The organism is Pseudazoarcus sp. NS34, assembly GCF_059703725.1.
In genome coordinates, this window is sequence record NZ_BAAKIZ010000002.1 from 130,387 (window position 1) to 151,497 (window position 21,111).

Annotated in this window: 15 protein-coding genes; 9 read left to right on the plus strand and 6 right to left on the minus strand. The window is 63.7% G+C overall.

Annotated features, from left to right (window positions below):
* Window positions 1-70: 70 nt before the first annotated feature.
* Both AC6H0N_RS06965 and radA read left to right on the plus strand, forming a co-directional pair.
* On the plus strand, window positions 71-994 hold the full coding sequence (locus tag AC6H0N_RS06965) for a LysR family transcriptional regulator (protein WP_497573375.1): 924 nt from the start codon (window positions 71-73) through the stop codon (window positions 992-994).
* Window positions 994-2,370: a DNA repair protein RadA gene (gene radA / locus AC6H0N_RS06970; protein WP_497573376.1), complete on the plus strand. Its 1,377-nt coding sequence runs from the start codon at window positions 994-996 to the stop codon at window positions 2,368-2,370. The genes AC6H0N_RS06965 and radA overlap by 1 nt, the downstream gene beginning before the upstream one ends.
* A gap of 318 nt (window positions 2,371-2,688) precedes the next feature.
* Here the strand turns inward: radA and AC6H0N_RS06975 are convergent, their stop codons facing one another.
* The gene (locus AC6H0N_RS06975; RefSeq protein ID WP_497573377.1) at window positions 2,689-3,075 is read right to left on the minus strand and encodes a DUF4124 domain-containing protein; all 387 of its coding nucleotides are present in this window, start codon (window positions 3,073-3,075) and stop codon (window positions 2,689-2,691) included.
* A gap of 44 nt (window positions 3,076-3,119) precedes the next feature.
* A complete protein-coding gene (locus AC6H0N_RS06980; RefSeq protein WP_497573378.1) occupies window positions 3,120-3,857 on the minus strand; it encodes an S-methyl-5'-thioinosine phosphorylase in 738 nt (245 codons plus the stop codon).
* Between the two features lie 143 nt (window positions 3,858-4,000).
* Between AC6H0N_RS06980 and typA the strand changes: the two genes are divergently transcribed.
* The 3 genes from typA to AC6H0N_RS06995 all read left to right on the plus strand — a co-directional run bounded on the left by typA (window position 4,001) and on the right by AC6H0N_RS06995 (window position 8,507).
* Complete coding sequence (gene typA, locus AC6H0N_RS06985) at window positions 4,001-5,815, plus strand: translational GTPase TypA (RefSeq protein ID WP_497573379.1); 1,815 nt, start codon at window positions 4,001-4,003, stop codon at window positions 5,813-5,815.
* Window positions 5,816-5,913: 98 nt separating this feature from the next.
* Window positions 5,914-7,206 (plus strand): cyclic di-GMP phosphodiesterase, encoded by a 1,293-nt coding sequence (locus AC6H0N_RS06990; RefSeq protein WP_497573380.1) that lies wholly within the window; start codon window positions 5,914-5,916, stop codon window positions 7,204-7,206.
* A gap of 89 nt (window positions 7,207-7,295) precedes the next feature.
* Window positions 7,296-8,507 carry an EAL domain-containing protein gene (locus AC6H0N_RS06995; protein WP_497573381.1) on the plus strand — a complete coding sequence of 404 codons (1,212 nt, stop codon included), beginning with the start codon at window positions 7,296-7,298 and terminating at the stop codon, window positions 8,505-8,507.
* On the opposite strand, the gene galU is transcribed toward AC6H0N_RS06995, so the two are convergent.
* The 4 genes from galU to smc all read right to left on the minus strand — a co-directional run bounded on the left by galU (window position 8,492) and on the right by smc (window position 16,542).
* The gene (gene galU / locus AC6H0N_RS07000) at window positions 8,492-9,376 is read right to left on the minus strand and encodes a UTP--glucose-1-phosphate uridylyltransferase GalU (protein ID WP_497573382.1); all 885 of its coding nucleotides are present in this window, start codon (window positions 9,374-9,376) and stop codon (window positions 8,492-8,494) included. The genes AC6H0N_RS06995 and galU overlap by 16 nt on opposite strands.
* A 23-nt stretch (window positions 9,377-9,399) precedes the next feature.
* Window positions 9,400-11,754 carry an NAD-dependent DNA ligase LigA gene (gene ligA / locus AC6H0N_RS07005; RefSeq protein ID WP_497573383.1) on the minus strand — a complete coding sequence of 785 codons (2,355 nt, stop codon included), beginning with the start codon at window positions 11,752-11,754 and terminating at the stop codon, window positions 9,400-9,402.
* An 11-nt stretch (window positions 11,755-11,765) separates the two neighbouring features.
* A complete protein-coding gene (locus AC6H0N_RS07010; protein WP_497573384.1) occupies window positions 11,766-12,914 on the minus strand; it encodes a cell division protein ZipA in 1,149 nt (382 codons plus the stop codon).
* A gap of 100 nt (window positions 12,915-13,014) precedes the next feature.
* Window positions 13,015-16,542 carry a chromosome segregation protein SMC gene (smc, locus tag AC6H0N_RS07015; RefSeq protein ID WP_497573385.1) on the minus strand — a complete coding sequence of 1,176 codons (3,528 nt, stop codon included), beginning with the start codon at window positions 16,540-16,542 and terminating at the stop codon, window positions 13,015-13,017.
* 103 nt (window positions 16,543-16,645) lie between these two features.
* Between smc and dapC the strand changes: the two genes are divergently transcribed.
* From dapC to dapE, 4 genes are all read left to right on the plus strand, one after another.
* Window positions 16,646-17,839: a succinyldiaminopimelate transaminase gene (gene dapC / locus AC6H0N_RS07020; RefSeq protein ID WP_497573973.1), complete on the plus strand. Its 1,194-nt coding sequence runs from the start codon at window positions 16,646-16,648 to the stop codon at window positions 17,837-17,839.
* 20 nt (window positions 17,840-17,859) lie between these two features.
* Complete coding sequence (dapD, locus tag AC6H0N_RS07025) at window positions 17,860-18,684, plus strand: 2,3,4,5-tetrahydropyridine-2,6-dicarboxylate N-succinyltransferase (protein ID WP_497573386.1); 825 nt, start codon at window positions 17,860-17,862, stop codon at window positions 18,682-18,684.
* Between the two features lie 68 nt (window positions 18,685-18,752).
* Window positions 18,753-19,916, plus strand: a complete 1,164-nt coding sequence (locus AC6H0N_RS07030) for a PilT/PilU family type 4a pilus ATPase (protein ID WP_497573387.1) — start codon at window positions 18,753-18,755, stop codon at window positions 19,914-19,916.
* A 45-nt stretch (window positions 19,917-19,961) separates the two neighbouring features.
* Window positions 19,962-21,110, plus strand: a complete 1,149-nt coding sequence (dapE, locus tag AC6H0N_RS07035) for a succinyl-diaminopimelate desuccinylase (RefSeq protein WP_497573388.1) — start codon at window positions 19,962-19,964, stop codon at window positions 21,108-21,110.
* Window position 21,111 lies beyond the last annotated feature (1 nt).

Below are 21,111 nucleotides of genomic sequence, written 5' to 3' on the forward strand. Positions count from 1 at the left end.
TGCCCGCGCGCTTGCCGGGTTCTGTATTTGTGATTACCATGCACCCATAAACGTGCTTTATGGGAAAATCGTGGCCGACCGAAGACTACAAGTATTCGCCGCTGTCGCCAAACACGGCTCTTTTACCCGGGCTGCCGAACATCTGTTCATGACCCAGCCCGCGGTCACATTCCAGATCAAGCAACTCGAAGAACACTTCAATACCAGGCTGCTTGAACGCGGCCACGGCAAGGTGTCACTGACGCCGGCCGGTGAAATCGTCCAGTCCTTTGCTGAACGCATTCTCGATCTGAGCGAGGAAATGGAGTTGCGCGTGGCGGAGCTGACGGACGAGCTGTCCGGCCCGCTCAACATCGGCACCAGCATGACGATTGCCGGCTACTGGCTGCCAGCCATCATCGACGAGTTCAAACAAAAGTTTCCCCGCGTGATTCCGCGCGTGGTGGTCGGCAACTCGCTGCTGACCGAGGAGCGGGTGGCTGCGCGTGAGCTCGACCTTGGTTTTGTCGAGATTGCGGCGGACGACCCCAATATCCAGAGACTGACCGCGGCACGCGACGAGATCATGGTCATCTGCCGTCCGGATCACCCGATTGCGCAACTCAAAGTCGCGCATGCCAAGGACCTCGCCAACTATCCGCTGATCAACCGCGACACTGGCAATTCTGTGCGTGAACTGACCGAGAACTTCTTTACCGACGGTGGCGTAGACGTTTCGCGGCTCGAGGTGTGTGCCGAACTGGGCAGTCTGGCCAGCGTAAAGCAGTTGGTGGTGCGTGGCCTGGGGTACGCGTTTGCGTCGAACGCCGCGATCCAGCGTGAGCTCACCGAAGGCTCTCTCGCGGCCGTCCGTCTGGAGCCACGCCTGTACAACTCGCTGGAAGTCATCATGCCCAAGGACAAGTTCTGCTCGCGCCTGATCCGCACATTTGCTGATCACGCGGTTGAGTCGCTGACTCGTCGGGCGGCTGAGATCGCGAGGGAACAGACCTGATGGCGCGGGCTCGCGCGGTTTTCGTATGCAGCGAGTGCGGAGGGCAAGCACCTCAGTGGCAAGGTCAGTGTCCGCAATGCAAAGCTTGGAACACGCTGTCGGAAACGGTGGCGGAGCAGGGCGGTGGCGGCGGGAGCGGGCGTTTTGCAGCGCTGGCGGGAACGGTAGGCGAACTCAAGCCGCTGTCTGCGCTTGAGGCGCGCGAAGAACCGCGCGTCAGCACCGGCATTGCGGAATTCGACCGCGTGCTCGGCGGCGGCCTGGTTGCAGGTGGCGTTGTTCTGATTGGCGGGGACCCCGGGATCGGAAAATCAACGCTGTTGTTGCAGGCGCTCAGTTTGCTGGCCGCCGAGCATCCGGCCATCTACGTCAGCGGCGAGGAGTCAGGAGAGCAGGTCGCGCTGCGCGCAAAGCGTCTGCAGCTCGATACCTCCGGGCTGCGGATGCTGCCTGAGATCAAGCTTGAGCGAATTCTCGCCGTGCTGGCCGCAGAGCGGCCGCGTATCGCGGTGATCGACTCCATCCAGACCATGTATTCCGAGGCCTTGCAATCGGCCCCGGGATCGGTTGCCCAGGTGCGCGAGTGCGCGGCCCAGTTGACCCGATTCGCTAAAACCTCGGGCGTTAGTCTGGTCCTGGTTGGTCACGTGACGAAGGACGGTGCGCTGGCTGGGCCGCGCGTGCTCGAACACATCGTCGACACGGTGCTGTATTTCGAGGGCGAAACGCATTCGAGCTTTCGCCTCGTGCGCGCCATCAAGAACCGTTTTGGCGCGGTCAACGAACTCGGTGTATTTGCCATGACCGACCGCGGCCTGCGCGAAGTCAGCAACCCGTCGGCGATCTTTCTATCGCAGCACGAGCGCCAGGTTCCGGGGAGTTGCGTGTTGGTGACGCAGGAAGGCACGCGCCCGCTGCTGGTCGAAATCCAGGCTCTCGTCGATTCTGCACACAGCCCGAATCCGCGTCGCCTCAGCGTCGGGTTGGAGCAGAACCGTTTGGCCATGCTGTTGGCCGTGCTGCACCGGCACGCAGGCATTGTCTGTTTTGATCAAGACGTCTTCGTCAATGCCGTTGGCGGGGTCAAGATCGCCGAACCGGCGGCTGATCTTGCTGTGCTTCTGTCGATCGTTTCTTCGTTGAAAAGCAAAGCCTTGCCGCGCGAACTTGCAGTGTTTGGTGAAGTTGGCCTGGCAGGTGAGATCCGGCCCGCGCCGCGCGGTCAGGAGCGCTTGCGTGAAGCCGCCAAGCTGGGTTTCACGACGGCCGTCGTACCCAAGGCCAATGCGCCGAAGCAGAAGCTGCGCGGCATCGAAGTCATCGCTGTCGACCGCATCGACGAGGCGCTAACCCGAGTTGCCGAACTGTCTGGCTGATTCCAAAAGCTCGGCCAGGCTTCCCATTGGATCGAGGCACGCAGGGTGATGGCGATGGTTCTTGGTAGCTCGGGCGTGAATAATGGATCGCGTGTGCGGATGATGACGGCAGCGGCCAGCGCTTTGCGCCCCTCGCTGGTGACCGGCGGGCCGCGGAGAACGTCGATCGTTCGACATCCCGGAGCGGACCAATTCGCCAGGTGGCGCAAGACGCGCTTAGCCGGCGTCTGCCTCCCATATTCTACTTAACATAATACAAATTATCGCGTTATAAGATCAGGAAAAGCGTACATCGACTCCGCCCTGAGCCGACCTCTCCTAGAGCAGCGAACACTTCAACTCGTGGAGTTGTGCTGAAACCTTGCGCCGTTGTTCCGCTAGACGCTCCGTCGAACGTTGGCGTGCTTGCCGATCGATACTATCGAGTCGAGTGCGCAGCCGTGGGCACTGTTTCGGCTCTTGCGATTGCTGTGATGCGTCGAGGACGGCGGCTCGGCTTTGCGGCGGCGTCGCAGATTCTTGGGCTGACGGTCTTATCGGGCTGCCAGGCACGACCGTCAGGCGCTCCTCAATCTCGCGTTGTTGCGTAGCCTGGGCGCATGGTTGGCCCTGATAAACGGTTCCCGATGCGGTGTCGCATCGAAATACGTCAGCGTTTGCGGAAGACGCCGCAAGCAGCAACAAGACGAATGTCAGGGGACGCATAGGTGAACCTCCTGTTTCGAATCTGGCCGCCTTCTTTGGCCACGTCAGCAGACGCAAATGTGCTCGAGTACAGATCGGACGCGCGTCATGGCGTCTTGCAGAACGTCTTCGATCTGCTGGAATGCGATCCCCTTCGTGCTGTCGCCGAGGCCCGCGGCGTAGTTGGCGACGACGTTGATGGCGGCATACGGCAGGTTGAGTTCGCGGGCGAGCGCGGCTTCCGGCATGCCGGTCATGCCGACTACATCGGCTCCGTCACGCTCGAACCGGACGATCTCGGCCGCGGTTTCGAGGCGTGGCCCTTGCGTCGTCGCGTACACGGCGCCGTCCAGCATGGGCTCCCCTGCCCGCTCTGCGGCTGCGAGAATGCGCTTGCGCAGGATTTCGTCGTAGGGGTGTGTGAAATCAATGTGATGCACTGGCTCATCAGGCCGGTCGAAGAACGTGCCGACGCGGCCCCATGTGTAGTCAAGAATCTGATGAGGCACGACCAGCGCACCCGGCACGAGGTCTGAGCGGATGCCGCCGACCGAAGCCACAGACAGCACGCCAGACGCACCTGCTTCGCGCAGCGCCCAGATGTTTGCGCGGTAATTCACCATGTGAGGCGGGATGGTGTGGCCGTAACCATGTCGCGCCAGGAAGACCACAGGCTGATCGCACAGCCGCCCAAAGATAAGCGGGCCGGAGGGCTCGCCGTATGGCGTGCGCATGATCTCGCGGCGTGTAACGTCGAGCGATGACAGGCGGGACAGGCCGCTGCCGCCGATGATGGCAAGCATCCGATTCTCCAGGGAAAAACGGCGCCGATTTTAGCATGTACGCCGTTGCGCCCTCCTCGTCTGGAGGGGGAAGCAAGTTTACTCACGGAAGATTCATGTCTCCATGCTAGAATCGCCGGTTTTTCAGACACTTCCAGGTTCCCATGTCACGCGCCATCCGCAACATCGCCATCATCGCCCACGTTGACCACGGCAAGACCACCCTTGTCGATCAGCTTCTCCGCCAGTCCGGCACCTTCGCCGCGCACCAGGCAATGACCGAACGGGTCATGGACTCCGGCGATATCGAGAAGGAGCGTGGCATCACCATTCTCTCGAAGAACTGCGCAATCCAGTACGGCGAAACCCACATCAACATCGTTGACACCCCGGGACACGCGGACTTCGGTGGTGAGGTGGAGCGCGTGCTGTCGATGGTCGATAGCGTGCTGCTGCTGGTCGATGCGCAGGAAGGCCCGATGCCGCAGACGCGCTTCGTGACCCGCAAGGCGCTGGCGCTGGGCCTCAACCCGATCGTCGTGGTCAACAAGATCGATCGTCCGGGCGCGCGTCCGGATTGGGTCATCGACCAGACTTTCGACCTGTTCGACAAGCTTGGCGCGACGGAAGAGCAGCTCGACTTCCCGGTGATCTTCGCTTCCGGTCTGAACGGCTTTGCGATGGAAAAGCTCGGCGACGAGCGCACGGACATGCGTCCGCTGTTCGAGGCCGTCCTCAAGCACGTTCCGGCGCCCGAGGTGGATGCTGACGGCCCGCTGCAGCTGCAGATCTGCTCGCTCGACTATTCGACCTACATGGGTCAGATGGGTATCGGCCGCATCAAGCGTGGTCGCATCCGTCCGAACCAGGAAGTGGTCGTGATGTACGGCGAAGAAAACCGCGGCAAGGGCAAGGTCAGCCAGATCCTGACCTTCAAGGGCCTCGAGCGCTCGCCGGCCGAGTTCGCCGAAGCCGGCGACATCGTGCTGGTGGCCGGTATCGATCAGGTCAACATCGGTGTCACGCTGTGCGACCCGGAAAAGCTCGACGGCATGAAGCCGATCGCCGTCGATGAACCGACGCTGACGATGAACTTCATGGTCAACACCTCGCCGCTGGCCGGCCGTGAGGGCAAGTTCGTGACCAGCCGCCAGATCCGTGAGCGTCTGGAGAAGGAACTGCTCAAGAACGTGGCGCTGCGCGTGAATTACACCAGCGACTCGGACGTCTTCGAAGTGTCCGGCCGTGGCGAATTGCACCTCACCATCCTGCTCGAAAACATGCGTCGTGAAGGTTTCGAGTTGGCCGTCGGTCGTCCGCGCGTGGTCTTCAAGGAAATCGACGGTGTGAAGTCTGAGCCGTATGAAATGCTGACCGTGGACGTCGAGGAAGACCACCAGGGCAGCGTGATGGAAGAGCTGGGACGTCGTCGCGGCGATTTGCAGGACATGCAGCCGGACGGCAAGGGGCGTGTCCGCCTTGAGTACCGCATTCCGGCTCGCGGCCTGATCGGTTTCCAGGGCGAGTTCCTGACCATGACACGTGGTACGGGTCTGGCCAGCCACGTGTTCGACGATTACGGCCCCATGGGTGGCGCGCTCAGCGAGCGCCGCAACGGCGTGCTGATCTCGCAGAACGACGGCGCTGCCGTGGCATTCGCGCTGTGGAACCTGCAGGACCGCGGCCGTATGTTCGTCAGCCCCGGCGAGGCGCTGTACGAAGGCATGATCATCGGCATCCACAGCCGTGACAACGATCTGGTGGTGAACCCGATCAAGGGCAAACAGCTGACCAACGTTCGTGCGTCGGGTACCGACGAGGCCGTGCGTCTGGTGCCGCCGATTGGACTCACGCTCGAATCCGCGATCGAGTTCATCGCCGATGATGAGATCGTCGAGATCACGCCCAAGAGCATTCGCCTGCGCAAACGTTACCTGAAAGAAAGCGACCGCAAGCGCGCCTCCAAGGCCGAGGCCTGATGTATCTGGGCCGGGCACGCTGAGGCGTGTCCGGCCTCTGTCCGGCTTGCGACAACTGGTGCTAGACTCGACCAGAATGTCGCCGGCTGGGGCAGAACTTGATCGAAACCGTTTCCACTCACGACCTGAAGGTCGGTATGTATGTCGCGGAGCTTGATCGTCCGTGGCTGGGAACGCCTTTCTGGTTTCAGGGTTTTCTGATCGAGAACAACGATCAGATTGCCGATCTGCAGACCTGTTGTCGCAATGTCAGAGTCGATCGCCTGCTTTCGCAGGGCGCTCAATACCGCCGGGCTCTTGACGAGCCAGACCCCGTAAGAGTTGCGCGTAATCCTTCCGAGGATGCGCTGGCGTTTCTCGCCATCAGCCGGCAACTGCGCAGCGGCAAGCCGCTCAAGCGCAAATTGGCGGTGCCGCCGCCAGTTGATCAGGACGGGCGTAGTCGTATCGATGCCGAACTCGAATATGTGGCCCCGATTGCCGACGAGGTAATGGGGGCGTTCGCGTTTTTGCTGGAATCACTGAAGTCGCGCGGACATTACGAGATCAGTCGTATCGACAGCCTGATCGGTGAGATGGCCCAAAGCGTCGGACGCAACGCCGACGCCCTGCTGTGGCTGAGCCATTTGCGCCAACGCGACATTCCGACCTACGACCACGCGCTCAGCGTGTCGGTCCATCTGATGGTCTTCGGGCGCTTTCTGAGTCTGCAGGAGGCTCAGATCCAGGCCATGGGCGTCGCCGGCTTGCTGCAGGACGTCGGCAAGCTTGAGCTCGATCCGGCCACGCTCGGCAAGGTCGAGCCCCTGACCGAGGCGGAAGTCGCCCATGTGCGCACGCATGTGGATCACAGCCTGGCGCTGCTTGGCGAACAGGGAAATCTTCCTGCGCCGGTGCGCACCATCATTGCGCAGCACCATGAGCGGGTTGATGGCAGCGGCTATCCGCTTGGCTTGCACGACAATCGACTCGATATCGCCGCGCAGGCTTCCGGCCTGGTGGACAGCTATTGCGCGATGGTTGCGCGCCGACCGTACCGTGACGCACTCAGTCCGCAGGGCGCTCTGGAGCGCATCCAGCAGAGTCGCGGCAGTGCCTTTGCCGACGCGCTGGTTGACCAGTTCCTGCAATGCGTCGGGCTGTATCCTGTCGGCACGCTGGTGGAACTGAACAGTGGTGAAGTCGCCGTGGTGATCCAGCAACATCGGGTACGCAGGCTGCAGCCCAAGGTGCTGGTGCTACTCGGGCCGGACAAGTCGCTGGAACGCTACCCCCGCAGCATCGACCTCTTGCTGTCGCCGGCTCAGCCCTCGGGCGAGGACTACCGCATCGTGCGGGCATTGCCGCCCGGATCGCACGGGCTGGATCCGCGCGATTTCTTTCTCGACTGACGATGCGACCTCTCGCCCCATCCGCAGAACTCAGTCGTGCCCTCGATGCCCTCGCGCGCGCCATGACAAGCGACGCGCGGCCATGTGCTGTGATCATCGCCACCCTGGCCGACAACTCGCGTTTTCGGCGCATGTTGCCGGACGCCTTCTTGCAGCTTGAAGCCGCTCTGTCGGCGCGGCTGGCAGAGGTCTTGCGTGACGGCGACGGCGTGTATCGGCTGACCGCCGGGGAATGGTTGCTATTGCTTCCCGACCTGCGCAGCCCCGCTGTGCTTGAGTTGGCCTTGCTGAAGCTCGAACGGACGTTTGCCGATCTTGTACTCGTCGTCGAGGGGCAGGAATTTCCGCCGCGCCTGCAGTTCGGCGGCGCCCTGTGGCCGGACGATGCCCCTGCCCCGCTTGAGCTGGTGCAGGCCGCACGCATCGCAGTGCATCAAAAATCCCTGAATCCCGGAGCGCACGGGCGGTACGTGCCGGAGATGGAATCCGATCTGTCTTTCCGGCAAGAGGAGATCGAACGTGCCATTCGCAAGAGCCTGCTGTCGGGCCAGGGTTTCCGCCTTTTTCTGCAACCCAAGGTGCGGTTGGATGACGGCCGTTGCGACAGCGCCGAAGCCCTGTTGCGTTTTGCGCTGGCTGACGACGGCTGGTTGCCGCCGCTCGATGTGCTGGCGTCGATCGATCAGCTCGACCTGCGCAGCTACTTCACGCGTTGGCTGTTCATGGAAGCCGCCGAAAACGTCCGTGCATTGGCCGACGAAGGCATTCACATCCAGCTTTCACTGAACCTGTCTGCCGGAGACCTGCTGGATGTCGAATTGCCGGCCCTGCTGTCTCAGGCGCTCGATACACGCAAGGTGGCGCCTTCGTCCATACGCCTGGAAATCACCGAAACCGGCATGGTCGACGACACTGCAACGGTGCGAGCCGTGTTGCACGACTTCAGGGCGCGCGGCGTGAGTCTGTCCATTGACGATTTCGGTACCGGCTTCTCGACCATGAGCTATCTGCGCAATCTGCCGGTGCAGGAGGTGAAGATCGACCAGAGCTTCATCCGCAACGCCACCGAGTCGCAGCATGATCGCGAGATCATCAGCGCAGTGGTGCAGCTCGCCGACCGGCTGGGCATCAAGGAAGTCACGGCCGAGGGCGTGGAAACCAGTGCCGTGGCGCAAGCCGTCAAGGCCCTGGGCTGCGTGCACGCCCAGGGCTACCTGTACTCACCTGCCCTGCCGCTCGCGGCCTTCATCGCGTGGCACCGCAACTGGAGCGGCACCAAAGCGGCTCAGTCAGCCGACTGACGCGATTTCAGATAGGCGTCGAATTCTGCGCCGACTTCTGCGTGCCGCAGCCCGAACTCGACGGTGGCCTTCAGATATCCGATCTTCGAGCCGCAGTCGTAGCGCGTTCCCTCCAACTCGTAGGAAAGTACCGCTTCGTTGTTAAGCAGCGCTGCAATACCGTCGGTGAGCTGCAACTCGCCGCCGGCGCCGGGCTTGACTGCCCGCAGGTATTCGAAGATGCGCGGCGTGAGGATGTAGCGGCCAACCACTGCCTGGGTGCTCGGAGCATCTTCGGGTTTGGGCTTTTCGATGATGCCGGCCACTCGCATGACCTTGCCGTCCTTGCCTTCGGTGCTGACGATACCGTACTGGCGTGTGTGCTCTCGCGGCACGTTCATGGTGCCCAGTACCGAGCAGCGGTGGTAGTTGTAGACCTCCACCATCTGTTGCATCACTGTTTTGCCGCCCGGGTTGTCGAGCAGGTCGTCGGCGAGCATGACCGCAAAGGCCTCATCGTCGTCGATGACATGCGACGCGCACAGTACGGCGTGACCCAGTCCCAGCGCTTCGGCCTGCCGGATGTAGATGCAGTTCACGGAGGCCGGCACCGTACGACGGACCAGATCCAGCAACTCCTTCTTGCCCCGTGCCTCGAGCTCGGTTTCCAGTTCGTAGGCCTTGTCGAAGTGGTCTTCAATGGCGCGCTTGGTGCGGCCGGTGATGAAGATCATGTCGGTGATGCCTGCGGCCACGGCCTCTTCCACCGCATACTGGATCAGCGGTTTGTCGACGATGGGCAGCATTTCCTTGGGGCTGGCCTTGGTGGCGGGCAAAAAGCGTGTGCCCATGCCGGCAACGGGGAAAACGGCCTTGGTGATCTTCTTCATCTATCGTCCTTGGGGGCGTTGCTTCAGGGGTTGCCGACGAGTGCGAGCAGGCCCGCCTCGTCGAGTACGGGAATGCCGAGTTCCTCGGCTTTGGTCAGTTTCGAGCCAGCTTCGGCACCGGCCACGACAAAGTGCGTTTTCTTGGACACCGAGCCGGCAACCTTGCCGCCTTGCGCCTCGATGAGTTCCTTGGCTGCGTCACGGCTCATCGTCGGCAGCGTGCCGGTGAGCACAAAGGTTTTGCCGGCGAGGCGGCCTTCATCATGTGCTTCGGGCGCTGTGCCGACGATTATGCCCAGACAGGCGAATTCTTCGAATAGCGCACTCGCCGCATCGCTGCGGATGCGATCAAGTACGGCTGAGGCCTGTCGCGCGGACAAGCCGCTTTCGTCAGCAAGACGGCCGGGCGTCCAGGCCTCGTCACGCAGTTCGAGCAGCGCCGGGTGTAGTTCGGCAACGCGATCTTCGCTGCGCTTGCCCAATCCATCGGCAATGATTTCGATGCTGCCATCTTCTTCGCTGACCTGCAGCGGCCTCAGCGCTGCAAGTACTTGCGTTGCGCTCACCGCGGTCGGCGCCCGCTCGAACAGCGGATTGCGGATGCCGTTTTGCGGGTCGAGCAAGGCGCCAATGACTTCGCGGTTCTCGGCGTCGCGAAAGAAACGCTGCACGTTGAGCGCCGTTGCCAGGCCGATGTCGGGCACCATCTGCAGACTGAGCAGTGTCCCACGCTCGAGCATCTCGATCGAGCCATAAAAGCGCGCCAGTTCGCGTGCCGAGGTCTCGCCGATGCCGGGAATGCCGAGCCCGAACACCAGCCGATCGAGTGTCACGTCGCGACTGTGCTGGATCGCCTCGTAAAGCTTGTTGGCCGACACCTCGGCGAAGCCATCGAGCGTCTCCAGCCGTTGCGGGGTCAAGGAGTAGAGCTCGGCCGGGCTCTTCACCCAGCCACGGTCAACGAGTTGCTCGACGATCTTTTCGCCGAGGCCGTCGATGTCCACGGCGCGCCGGCTCGCGAAATGCAGCAATGCCTGCTTGCGCTGTGCGCTGCAGTGCAGTCCGCCTGAGCACTTGATGACCGCCTCGCCTTCGGTCGCCACGGTGGCCGAGCCGCATACCGGGCAGCTCGGGTAGCGTTCGATGAGGTGAAAGCGCGGTAATTCGCGCTCCGTCGGGCGACGATCGATCACCGGCCCGACGACCTCCGGAATCACGTCCCCTGCCCTGCGCACGATCACGAAGTCACCGATACGCACATCCTTGCGGTCGATTTCGCCCTGGTTGTGCAGGGTCGCGTTGGTGACCGTGACGCCGCCGACGAACACTGGCGCGAGCCTTGCGACAGGAGTTAGCGCGCCAGTACGACCTACCTGAACCTCAATGTCGAGCAGTTCGGTGATCTCTTCCTGAGCCGGGTATTTGTGCGCCACGGCCCAACGCGGTTCGCGGGTGACGAATCCGAGCTGCTCCTGCAGCGCGAAGTCATTGACCTTGTAGACCACACCATCGATGTCGTAAGGCAGGCGGTCGCGCAGCGTGGCGATTTCGGCATGGAAGGCGATCAGACCATCGACGCCTTCAGACAGCGTGCGGTGCTCGCACACCGGAAATCCGGCAGCACCAAGGGCCTCAAGCATGTCGGACTGGGTGGGTGGCAGGTCGAAGCCGGCGTGCTCGCCGATGCCGTAGGCAAAGAATGACAGCGGCCGCTGCGCGGCAATGCGCGGATCGAGCTGGCGCACGGCGCCGGCCGCGGCATTGCGCGGATTGACGAAGACCTTGTCATCCGTCTCGCGCTGGCGCTCATTGAGGCGCTCGAAGGCGTCGCGGCGCATGTAGATCTCGCCGCGAACTTCGAGCACCGGCGGCGCCGTACCGCGCAAACGCAGCGGTATCTGGCGAATGGTACGGATGTTGTGCGTGACGTCCTCGCCCGTGCTGCCGTCGCCGCGCGTGGCGGCGCACACCAGCAGCCCGTCTTCGTAACGCAGATTGATGGCGAGGCCATCGAACTTGAGTTCGGCCAGATAACGCACCGGCGACGCGTCAGACGGGAGCTTCAGCGCATTGCGCACGCGCGCATCAAAATTGCGCGCGCCCTGCTCGGTAATGTCGGTCTCGGTGCGGATCGACAGCATCGGCACGGCATGGCGTACCGGTTTGAGGTTGGGCGCTGGTGCGCCCCCGACACGCTGCGTGGGTGAATCAGCGGTGAGCAGTTCGGGATGGGCTTGTTCGAGTGCTTGCAGTTCGCGGAAAACGCGGTCGTACTCGGCGTCCGGTACGCTCGGTGCGTCGAGCACGTAGTAGGCGTGATTCCACGCCTCGAGGCGCTCGCGTAGAGCCTGCACGCGCTCAGCACTGCTGCCAGTCATCGGTGTTTCGCTCAGGCCGAGAACAAGCGCGCAGCCAGCGTGCCGCCGGGCGGGATTCCGCCCTCCTCCATCTGCGCCTGGATGCGCTGGATCTGGCGGCGTATCACGTTGGCCTCGTCTTGCCCGAAGGGCGCGCGGTTGTCATCGACGATGTCACCGTCGAGCGATTCGGCCATGACTTCGGCAATACGCATCATCGAGTCGAATACCGACGCACCATTGGCGACCAGCGGCACGTCGATGATGAAGGTCATGCCGTGGGTGTACAGCTCCGGCATGCTGCTGGCGTCGAACAGTTCGGTTTCGTGGTTGCTCAGCATGAACAGCGGCCGACCCTGCGCGTCGCTGGAGTGGAAGCTGCCATCGTCGGCCAGGTGCATGCCGCAGGATTCAGCCAGCGCGCGGATGCGTGCTCCCGGAAACGGCGCACGCAGAGCGACCAGATTGATGCCGACCTGCACGTCCACGCTGGCGCACAGCGTGTCGGTGTCGGCTGCATTGGCGAGGGCAACCGTGCGCGCAGGCGCATTGGCCGGCACGGCGAGGAACTGGTCGGCGACGCGCTGCACGCCTTCGGTGAAGCTGCGGAACTCGTGTTCGTCGATCGCGCCGCGACGGTCGACCATCTGCAAAGCCACGCACAACCAGTGGAAATCGCCAACGCTGTGCGGCGTGAGCGCGTGCCAATGGTTGTCACCATCGTCGAAGCCGAACCAGCGCACGGCCTTGGAGAGATCGCGCAACTGCTCGCTCTGGGCCGTCCAGAAGCGTGCGATGTCGAGCTGTTCGATGGCTTCGATGCAGATGATGCAATCGACGCGCGGATCCAGTTCGCGCGGAATCTGCGGCAAGGCGTGACGCCCGGTGGGCTGATCGTCGTCGCGGAAATCTTCGGTCGGTTCAAGCGGCTCCAGCGGCTCCACTGGCTCGAATGCGTCGAGCGCTTCGAAGTCGTCGTCGGCCTCCACCGTATCGCCGTCCAGGCTCGGTTCGATGCGGCGGCGCGGTGCGGCGCCCAGCAGCACATCAGGGTGGTCGGAACGGAAGGTGGATTCCGCGATCTTGCGGTGCTTGCGTTCCTGCCACTTGTTGTAGGCAAGAATGCCGACTACGGCGGCGACGCCAAGTGCGATCAGGCCAATCTGCAGTTCGCTGTCCATCGTTGTTCCTGTTAGTGATTCCGCTCTTTGCCGGAACCGTCCTGCCCTGAGGCGGTATTGCCATGCGCGGCGCAGAAGCTGAGCCGCAAATCCCTGGGTACTACGCGGCGGCCGGTTCGGCCAGGCGCAAGGCCGCTTCCATGTCTACTTCCACGACGCGCGAGACCCCTTGTTCCTGCATTGTCACGCCGACCAGTTGTTCGGCGATTTCCATCGTGATCTTGCTGTGGCTGATGAACACGAACTGCGTCTGCGCAGACATGCGTCGCACCATGTTGCAGTAGCGTTCGGTGTTCGCATCGTCCAGTGGTGCATCCACTTCGTCAAGCATGCAGAACGGCGCGGGGTTGAGCTGGAACATCGAGAATACCAGCGCGATCGCGGTCAGCGCCTTTTCGCCGCCCGAGAGCAGATGTATCGAGCTGTTTTTCTTGCCCGGCGGCTGCGCGACGATCTGGATGCCGGCGTCGAGGATCTCTTCGCCGGTCATCACCAGTGCGGCCTGGCCTCCACCGAAAAGCTGCGGAAACACTTCCCCGAAATGGCCGTTAACGGTTTCGTAAGTCTGGCGTAACTGCTCGCGCGTCTCGCGATCGATGCGGCGGATGGCGTCTTCCAGCGTGCCGATGGCTTCGCTCAGGTCGTCGTTCTGGGCATCCAGATAGCCGCGGCGCTCTTCGGCGCTGGTGACTTCGTCGAGTGCCGCGAGGTTGACCGGCCCGAGCTCCTCGATCTCGCGCGCCAGACGCGAGACTTCGCGTGTCAGCGAGGCTTCGCGCAAATCGTCGCTGAGCAGCGGGCGCAAGGCTTCGACGTCGGCCTGAGCTTCGCTCAGGCGTTCGTCGAACTGCGCTGCAGCCATCGAAGCCGCCTGCACCGCCAGGCGCAGTTCGCCGATGCGCTCACGCAGCGGCGCGGCGGCGTGTTCGCATGAAAGCCGTTGTTCTTCGCATTGGCGCAGCCGTGCAGAGGCGTCTTCCTGCGCATCCCGGCAGGACGACAGCTCCGCCTCACGACGAGCGCGCAAAGCCAAGGCCTCCTGCAGCGCGGCCTCGCAACGCGATACGTCAGTGGCTGCCAGGGTGTCCTCGTGCGTAGCGGTTTCGGCCGCGATGCGCGCGATCTGCTCTGCTGCCAACGTCGCAGCGCGCGCCGCTTCCTCCAGCTTGGCCGCGCATTCGCGCAGCGAGAAACGTGCTTCCTGCTCCTCGCGCGCGGCGGATTGCTCTAGCAGCCGCACTTCGCGCACATCCTGCTCCCGCTCGGACAGCACTTCCTGCGCGGCAGACAGCCGTTCGCGCTGGATTGCCGCAAGCTCGGCGCTGCGTCCGTGCTCGGCTTCGGCGCGCTGCACGTGTTCGCGCTCGGCTTCTTCCAGACGCGCTAGTTCGGCCAGGTCGTGTTCGAGCTGTGCCCGCCGCTCGGTCGCCCGTTCGCCGGCCTGCACGAGTTTGAGCAGCTCGACCTGTGCGGTGTGCAGTTGCTGCTGCAACGCCTGCGCGTCGCGGCGTGCGGCGTTGAGCCCTTCCTGCAGTTCCGCCGCCTGCTGTTCGCAAACCGTAACGGCTTCGTGGGCAACTTCGGCTTCGTGCTGCAAGGTTTCGATGCGGGTGTTGAGCGTGTCGATTTCGCGCTGGCGCTCGATCACGCCATGCGTGCGGTCATCCGGCAGGTGGCTGATCAGCGCATTGCGGGTGAGGCAGCGCCCTTGCTTGTCGACCAGAATGCAGCCGGGCTGCAGCGCACTGCGACGCGCCAGCCAGGGCTGCAGCGAATCGACTGCAAACACGCCGTTGAGCCAGTCGGCAAGCAGCCCCCCGATCGCCGGATCGGCGCTGCGGATCAGCTTTGCAAAGGCTTGTGCATCCGGAGAAGGCGGACTGATTTCGGTCGCGCCTGCGCCGTCAGCAAAGGCCAGCGCTAGCGAACCCGGCGGGATGTCGCCGAGTACGGTTGCGGCGTGCTCGGCGCTCACGCCGGTCAAGGCCGCCAGACGCTCGCGCAGCACGGCCTCGGCCGAGCGCTCCCAGCCGGTCTCAACTTCGATGTGTCGCCACAAGGGCTGCAGGGTGGCCAAGCCGTGCTTTTCGAGCCAGTCACCCAGCTTTCCGCTGGTCTGCACGCGCGCCTGCAATTGCGCCAATGCGTCGCGGCGGGCGCGTTGCTCGGTGAGCGCACGGCGCGCGAGTTGTTCGTGTTCGATGGCGCGTTTCAGCGCGGCCTGCGCGTCCGGCCAGCGCGTCTGGTGTTCGGCCAGCGCGTGCTGCGCGTCGGACAGGGTGCTTTGCAGCGCTTCGACTTTGGCCTCGTCGCGCGCAATCGTTGTGGCATCCGGTCCTTCGATACGGCCCGCTTCGTCCTCCAACCGGCTGCGGCGCTGTGCGAGCTGGTCGATAGCGCGGCGGGCGTTGCTGCGATTGGTTTCCTCGACACGCAGGCGCTGTTCGGTATCGCTCAACTCACGGCGTGCCTGCGCAACAGCGGCATCGGCGGCGCTGCGCTCGGCTTCCACGCCGGGCAGACGATCGGCAATCTCGGCGTGGCGGGCAGCGGCTTGCTCGGCGCGCGTTTCGGCGTTGTCGCGCAGTTCGTTCCAGCGCTCGCCGTCCTGCACGGCCGCGCGTTCGCGCGCTTGCCAGTCAGCCAGCGAAGCGGCGAGTTCGGCCAGGCGCTGTTCCAGCCGGGATCGGGTGTCGTTGAGGTGCCGCAATTCGCTGTCGAGGCGGCTGGCTTCGGCCGAGGCTGCGAACAGCGCCGACTGCGCTTCCTGCGTGGTCTCGGAGAACTGCTGGTGTTGTTCGCGTGCCGCCTCGACCATCGCTTCCAGCTCGGCCAGACGGGCGCTATCCGCTTCCAGGCGAGACGAGGTCGCCGCCAGTTCCTGCTCCATGCGCTGCTGCTCGTCGCGCGCCTGGGTCAGCTTGAGCAGCCACAGCAGTTGCTGGCGTTGCTCGTGGGCGGTGTGCAGTTCGCGGTAGCGGCTGGCGACACGGGCTTGTTCGCGCAGGTGGTCGATACGCTCGCCGAGTTCGCCGCGAATGTCTTCGAGACGCGCGAGGTTGTCGCGTGCATCCGACAGCCGGCCTTCGGTTTCCTTGCGGCGTTCGCGATATTTGGTGACGCCAGCGGCTTCTTCGAGAAAGCCGCGGATGTCCTCGGGGCGGGCCTCGATGATGCGCGAGATCATGCCCTGCTCGATGATGGCGTAGGCGCGCGGGCCCAGGCCGGTGCCGAGGAACAGGTCGATGACGTCCTTGCGGCGCACCTGGGTGTTGTTGATGTGGTAGCTGGACTCACCACTGCGGTCGAGCACGCGCTTGACCGCAATTTCGGCATAGCGCGACCACTGCCCCGCAGCGCGGCCTTCGGCGTTGTCGAAAACCAGCTCGACACTCGCGCGTTGCACCGCCTTGCGTGTGGTCGAGCCGTTGAAGATGACGTCGTGCATGGATTCGCCGCGCAGTGCGCTGGCGCGCATCTCGCCCAACACCCAACGCACCGCGTCGATGATGTTGGACTTGCCGCAGCCGTTGGGCCCGACGACGCCGACCAGATTGCCCGGCGTGACCACCGTGGTCGGGTCTACGAAGGTCTTGAATCCGGCGAGTTTGAGCTTGGCGAGTCGCACGTTTTCGGCTGCTGGAGCGGGTTCCGGGATGGCGCGCCATGATACCATTGCCGGCCTGTTTCGCCCGCCCGACATCCCCTTCCGAAATGCTGCTGCCATTGCCGTGAATCCGAACCTGGACCGCCTCCACCCCTACCCGTTCGAGAAACTGCGCGAGCTGCTCGATGGCGCCACGCCGCCGGCCGGACTCGCGCCGATCCGTCTGTCCATCGGCGAGCCGCGCCACGCCACGCCAGCCTTCATCAAGCAGGCGCTAGCCGACAACCTTGACGGCCTGGCCACCTACCCGACGACCCAGGGCACCGACGCGCTGCGCGCAGCCATCGCGGCATGGATCGGCCGTCGTTATGGGCTGGACGGTACCGACGCGGCTACGCAGGTGCTGCCGGTTACCGGTACACGTGAGGCGCTGTTCGCTTTTGCGCAGTGCGTGATCGACGCCACTCGTCCGGGCGCGAAGGTGCTGGCACCGAACCCCTTCTATCAGATCTACGAAGGCGCGGCGCTGCTGGCCGGTGCCGAGGCCGTGTTCGTCAATAACCGCCCGGAAAACGGCTTTGCCTCGGATTTCACGGGCGTTCCCGAAGCGGTGTTGCGCGACGTACAACTGGTGTACGTTTGTTCGCCGGGAAATCCGACCGGCCGCGTGATGACGGTGGCCGAATGGGCCGAACTGTTCGAACTGTCCGACCGCTACGGTTTCGTCATTGCGTCGGACGAGTGCTACTCGGAAATCTACTTCGACGAGGCCGCCAAGCCGGTCGGCGCGCTGCAGGCTGCGGCACAGCTCGGCCGTAGCGACTTCCGCAACATCCTGATGTTCTCCAGCCTGTCCAAGCGCTCCAACGTGCCGGGCCTGCGCTCGGGCTTCGTGGCGGGCGATGCGAAGCTGGTACGCGCCTTCCATGCCTACCGCACCTACCACGGCTGCGCGATGAGTCCGGCCGTGCAGGCGGCGTCCGTTGCGGCCTGGCACGACGAGGCCCACGTCGAAGACAACCGCCGCCTGTACCGCGAAAAGTTCGCCAAGGTCACGCCCATCCTCGCGCCGCATCTGGGCGTCGAGGTGCCGGACGCCGGCTTCTACCTGTGGGCGCGTACGCCGGTGTCGGACACCGAGTTCGCCCGTCGGCTGGTCGCCGAATATAATGTTACGGTCCTGCCGGGCAGCTTTCTGGCCCGCGAATCCGGTGGCATCAACCCTGGCGCGGGCTTCATCCGCATCGCGCTGGTGGCCGAGACCGCCGAATGCATCGAAGGCGCCGAGCGCATCGCCGCGCTGTGCCGCTCCCTGTAAAACAAGAAACGGAACCTCCAATGTCCTCAGCACTGCAGAAGATCATCGACGACGCCTTCGAGGCGCGCGCCACCCTGTCCCCCTCCTCCGCTCCGGCCGAGATCCGCAATGCGGTGAATGAAGTGCTCGCCGGGCTCGACGCCGGCACGCTGCGCGTGGCTGAGAAGGTCGACGGCAAGTGGGTGGTGAACCAGTGGGTGAAGAAGGCGGTGCTTATCTCCTTCCGTCTGGCCGACAACGAACCCATGCCGGGCGGCGCCACGCAGTATTTCGACAAGGTGCCGACCAAGTTCGCCGACTACACGCCGGAGCAGTTCCGCGAAGGCGGTTTCCGTGTAGTGCCGCCGGCCGTTGCGCGCCGTGGTTCCTTCATCGGCAAGAATGTGGTGCTGATGCCGTCCTACGTGAATATCGGCGCCTACGTGGATGAAGGCTCGATGGTTGATACCTGGGCCACCGTCGGTTCGTGCGCGCAGATCGGCAAGAACGTGCACCTGTCGGGCGGCGTGGGCATCGGCGGCGTGCTGGAGCCGGTGCAGGCCGGCCCGGTCATCATCGAGGACAACTGCTTCATCGGCGCGCGTTCGGAAATCGTCGAAGGCGTGATCGTCGAGGAAAACGCGGTAATCTCGATGGGCGTGTACATCGGCATGAGCACCCGCATTTATGATCGCGAAACCGGCGAAGTGCATTACGGCCGTGTGCCGGCCGGTTCGGTCGTGGTGCCGGGCAGCCTGCCGTCGGCCGATGGCAAGTACAGCCTCTACTGCGCCGTGATCGTGAAGAAGGTGGACGCCCAGACGCGTTCCAAGACCGCCATCAACGAACTGCTGCGCGGCGCCTGAGCGCCCTGCAGACCGCCGCATGACCCGCGGGGGCGACAAGCCCCTGCCCCTGCAGGAGTGTGCCAGCGATGATTTTCGACAAACTGTTCCAGCTGATGTCCGAGAAGAAGGCCTCGGACATCTTCATCAGCGCGGGCGCCCCGATCCACATCAAGGTTCAGGGCCACACCATGCCGATCAACCAGCAGATCATGGACCCCGCCATGATCCGCAAGATGGTCGAAGAGCTGGTTACGCCGGAGCAGCTTGAGCGCTTCGACAAAGATCGCGAGCTCAACGTCTCGCGCGGCGCGCGCAACATCGGCAACTTCCGCATCAACATCTTCTGGCAGCGCAACAGCATCGCGGTGGTGGTGCGCTTCATCCAGGGCGACATCCCGACGCTCGACACACTCGGCCTGCCCTCGGCACTGGCCGAGACCGTGCTGGAGAAGCGCGGTCTGGTGCTGGTCGTGGGTTCCACTGGTTCGGGCAAGTCGACCACGCTGGCGTCGATGATCGATCACCGCAACCGCAACCAGTCGGGGCACATCCTGACGGTCGAAGACCCGATCGAATACCTGTTCTCGCACAGCAAGTCAGTCGTGAACCAGCGCGAAGTCGGCATCGATACGCACTCCTGGCATGACGCCCTGCGCAACGCCATGCGCCAAGCGCCCGACTGCATCCTGATCGGCGAGATTCGCGACCGCGAGACCATGCAGGCCGCGCTGGCCTACTCGCAGACCGGGCACCTGTGTCTGGCCACGCTGCACGCCAACAACGCCTATCACGCGCTCAACCGCATCGTTAACTTCTTCCCGCTCGAGAACCGCTCCCTGCTGTATCTCGATCTGGCCGTGGCGCTCAGATGCATCGTCTCGCAGCGTCTGGTGCGCAAGCCCGACGGGCTGCGCGCGCCGGCCGTCGAGATCCTGATGAACACTCGCCACATTGGCGAGCTGATCGAAGCCGGCAACCTCAACGAGATCAAAGAGGCGATGGAGCAAAGCCTGTCGCCCGGCTCGCAGACTTTCGAGCAGGATCTGTATCGGATGTACCGCGAGAAGCTCATCAGCCTCGACGAGGCATTGGCCAACGCCGATTCGCCGAGCAACCTGCACTGGCTCATCAACAACGCCCAGGTCAAGGAAAGCCGCAGCGGCAACAAGCCGCGCAGTGGAGACGGCCCTGATGGTGGCGGCTCGTTCAGCGGCTTTACGCTCAACACCGAAGACTCGCCTCAGCAATGAGGCATCCCTCCGGCACGTGCCGGAGGGCATCCAACGAACAGACCCATGTCCGCATCTGCCGCATCCCCTACCCTAGAACTTGCCCGCGCGCTGATCGCGCGCAATTCGGTCACCCCTGAAGACGCTGGTTGTCTGGCGCTGATCGAGCAGCGCCTTGCGCCGCTCGGTTTCCGTTTCGAGCGCATCGACGTCGGTGGCGTCAGCAATCTGTGGGCGCGGCGCGGTACGGCCGCGCCGGTGCTGTGTTTTGCCGGCCATACCGATGTTGTCCCGACCGGCCCGCTCGACAAATGGGACTCCGACCCCTTCCTGCCCGAAATTCGCGACGGCAAGTTGTATGGCCGTGGCGCGGCTGACATGAAGACGTCGTTGGCGGCCTTTGTCACCGCCATCGAAGCCTTCCTGGCTGACCACGCGGACCACTCCGGGTCCATCGCGCTGCTGCTCACTTCCGACGAGGAGGGCATTGCCACGCACGGCACGGTCAAGGTCGTCGAGGCGTTGGGCGCACGCGGCGAGACGCTGGATTACTGCATCGTTGGTGAGCCGACCTCGGTGAAGACCCTGGGCGACATGATCAAGAACGGCCGCCGCGGTTCGCTCTCCGGCACGCTGCGTGTGAAGGGCAAGCAAGGGCATGTGGCTTATCCGCATCTGGCGACCAATCCGATTCACACTTTCGCCCCGGCGTTGGCCGAGCTGGCCACCACGCACTGGGATGACGGCAACGAGTTCTTCCCGCCGACGACCTTCCAGGTCTCGAACATCCACGCCGGCACCGGCGCCAACAACGTCATCCCCGGCGAATGCGAAGTGTTGTTCAACTTCCGCTTTGCCTCGGTCACGACGGCTGACGAACTCAAGGCACGTGTGCACGAAATTCTTGCTCGTCACGGCGTCGAGTACGCCATCGACTGGCACCTGTCGGGCAGGCCTTACCTGACCGGGCGTGGCGATCTGGTGGCGGCACTGTCCAGCGCGATCCGCGATGTCGCCGGCCTCGACACCGAGTTGTCCACCACCGGCGGCACCTCCGACGGCCGCTTCATCGCCGACATCTGCCGTGAAGTGGTCGAGTTCGGCCCGATCAACGCCACCATCCACCAACTCAACGAGTGCGTGCCGGTCGATTCCATCGAACCGCTGTCGGCGATCTATGCCCGCACCCTGAAGAACCTCCTTGCGAAGCCCTGAG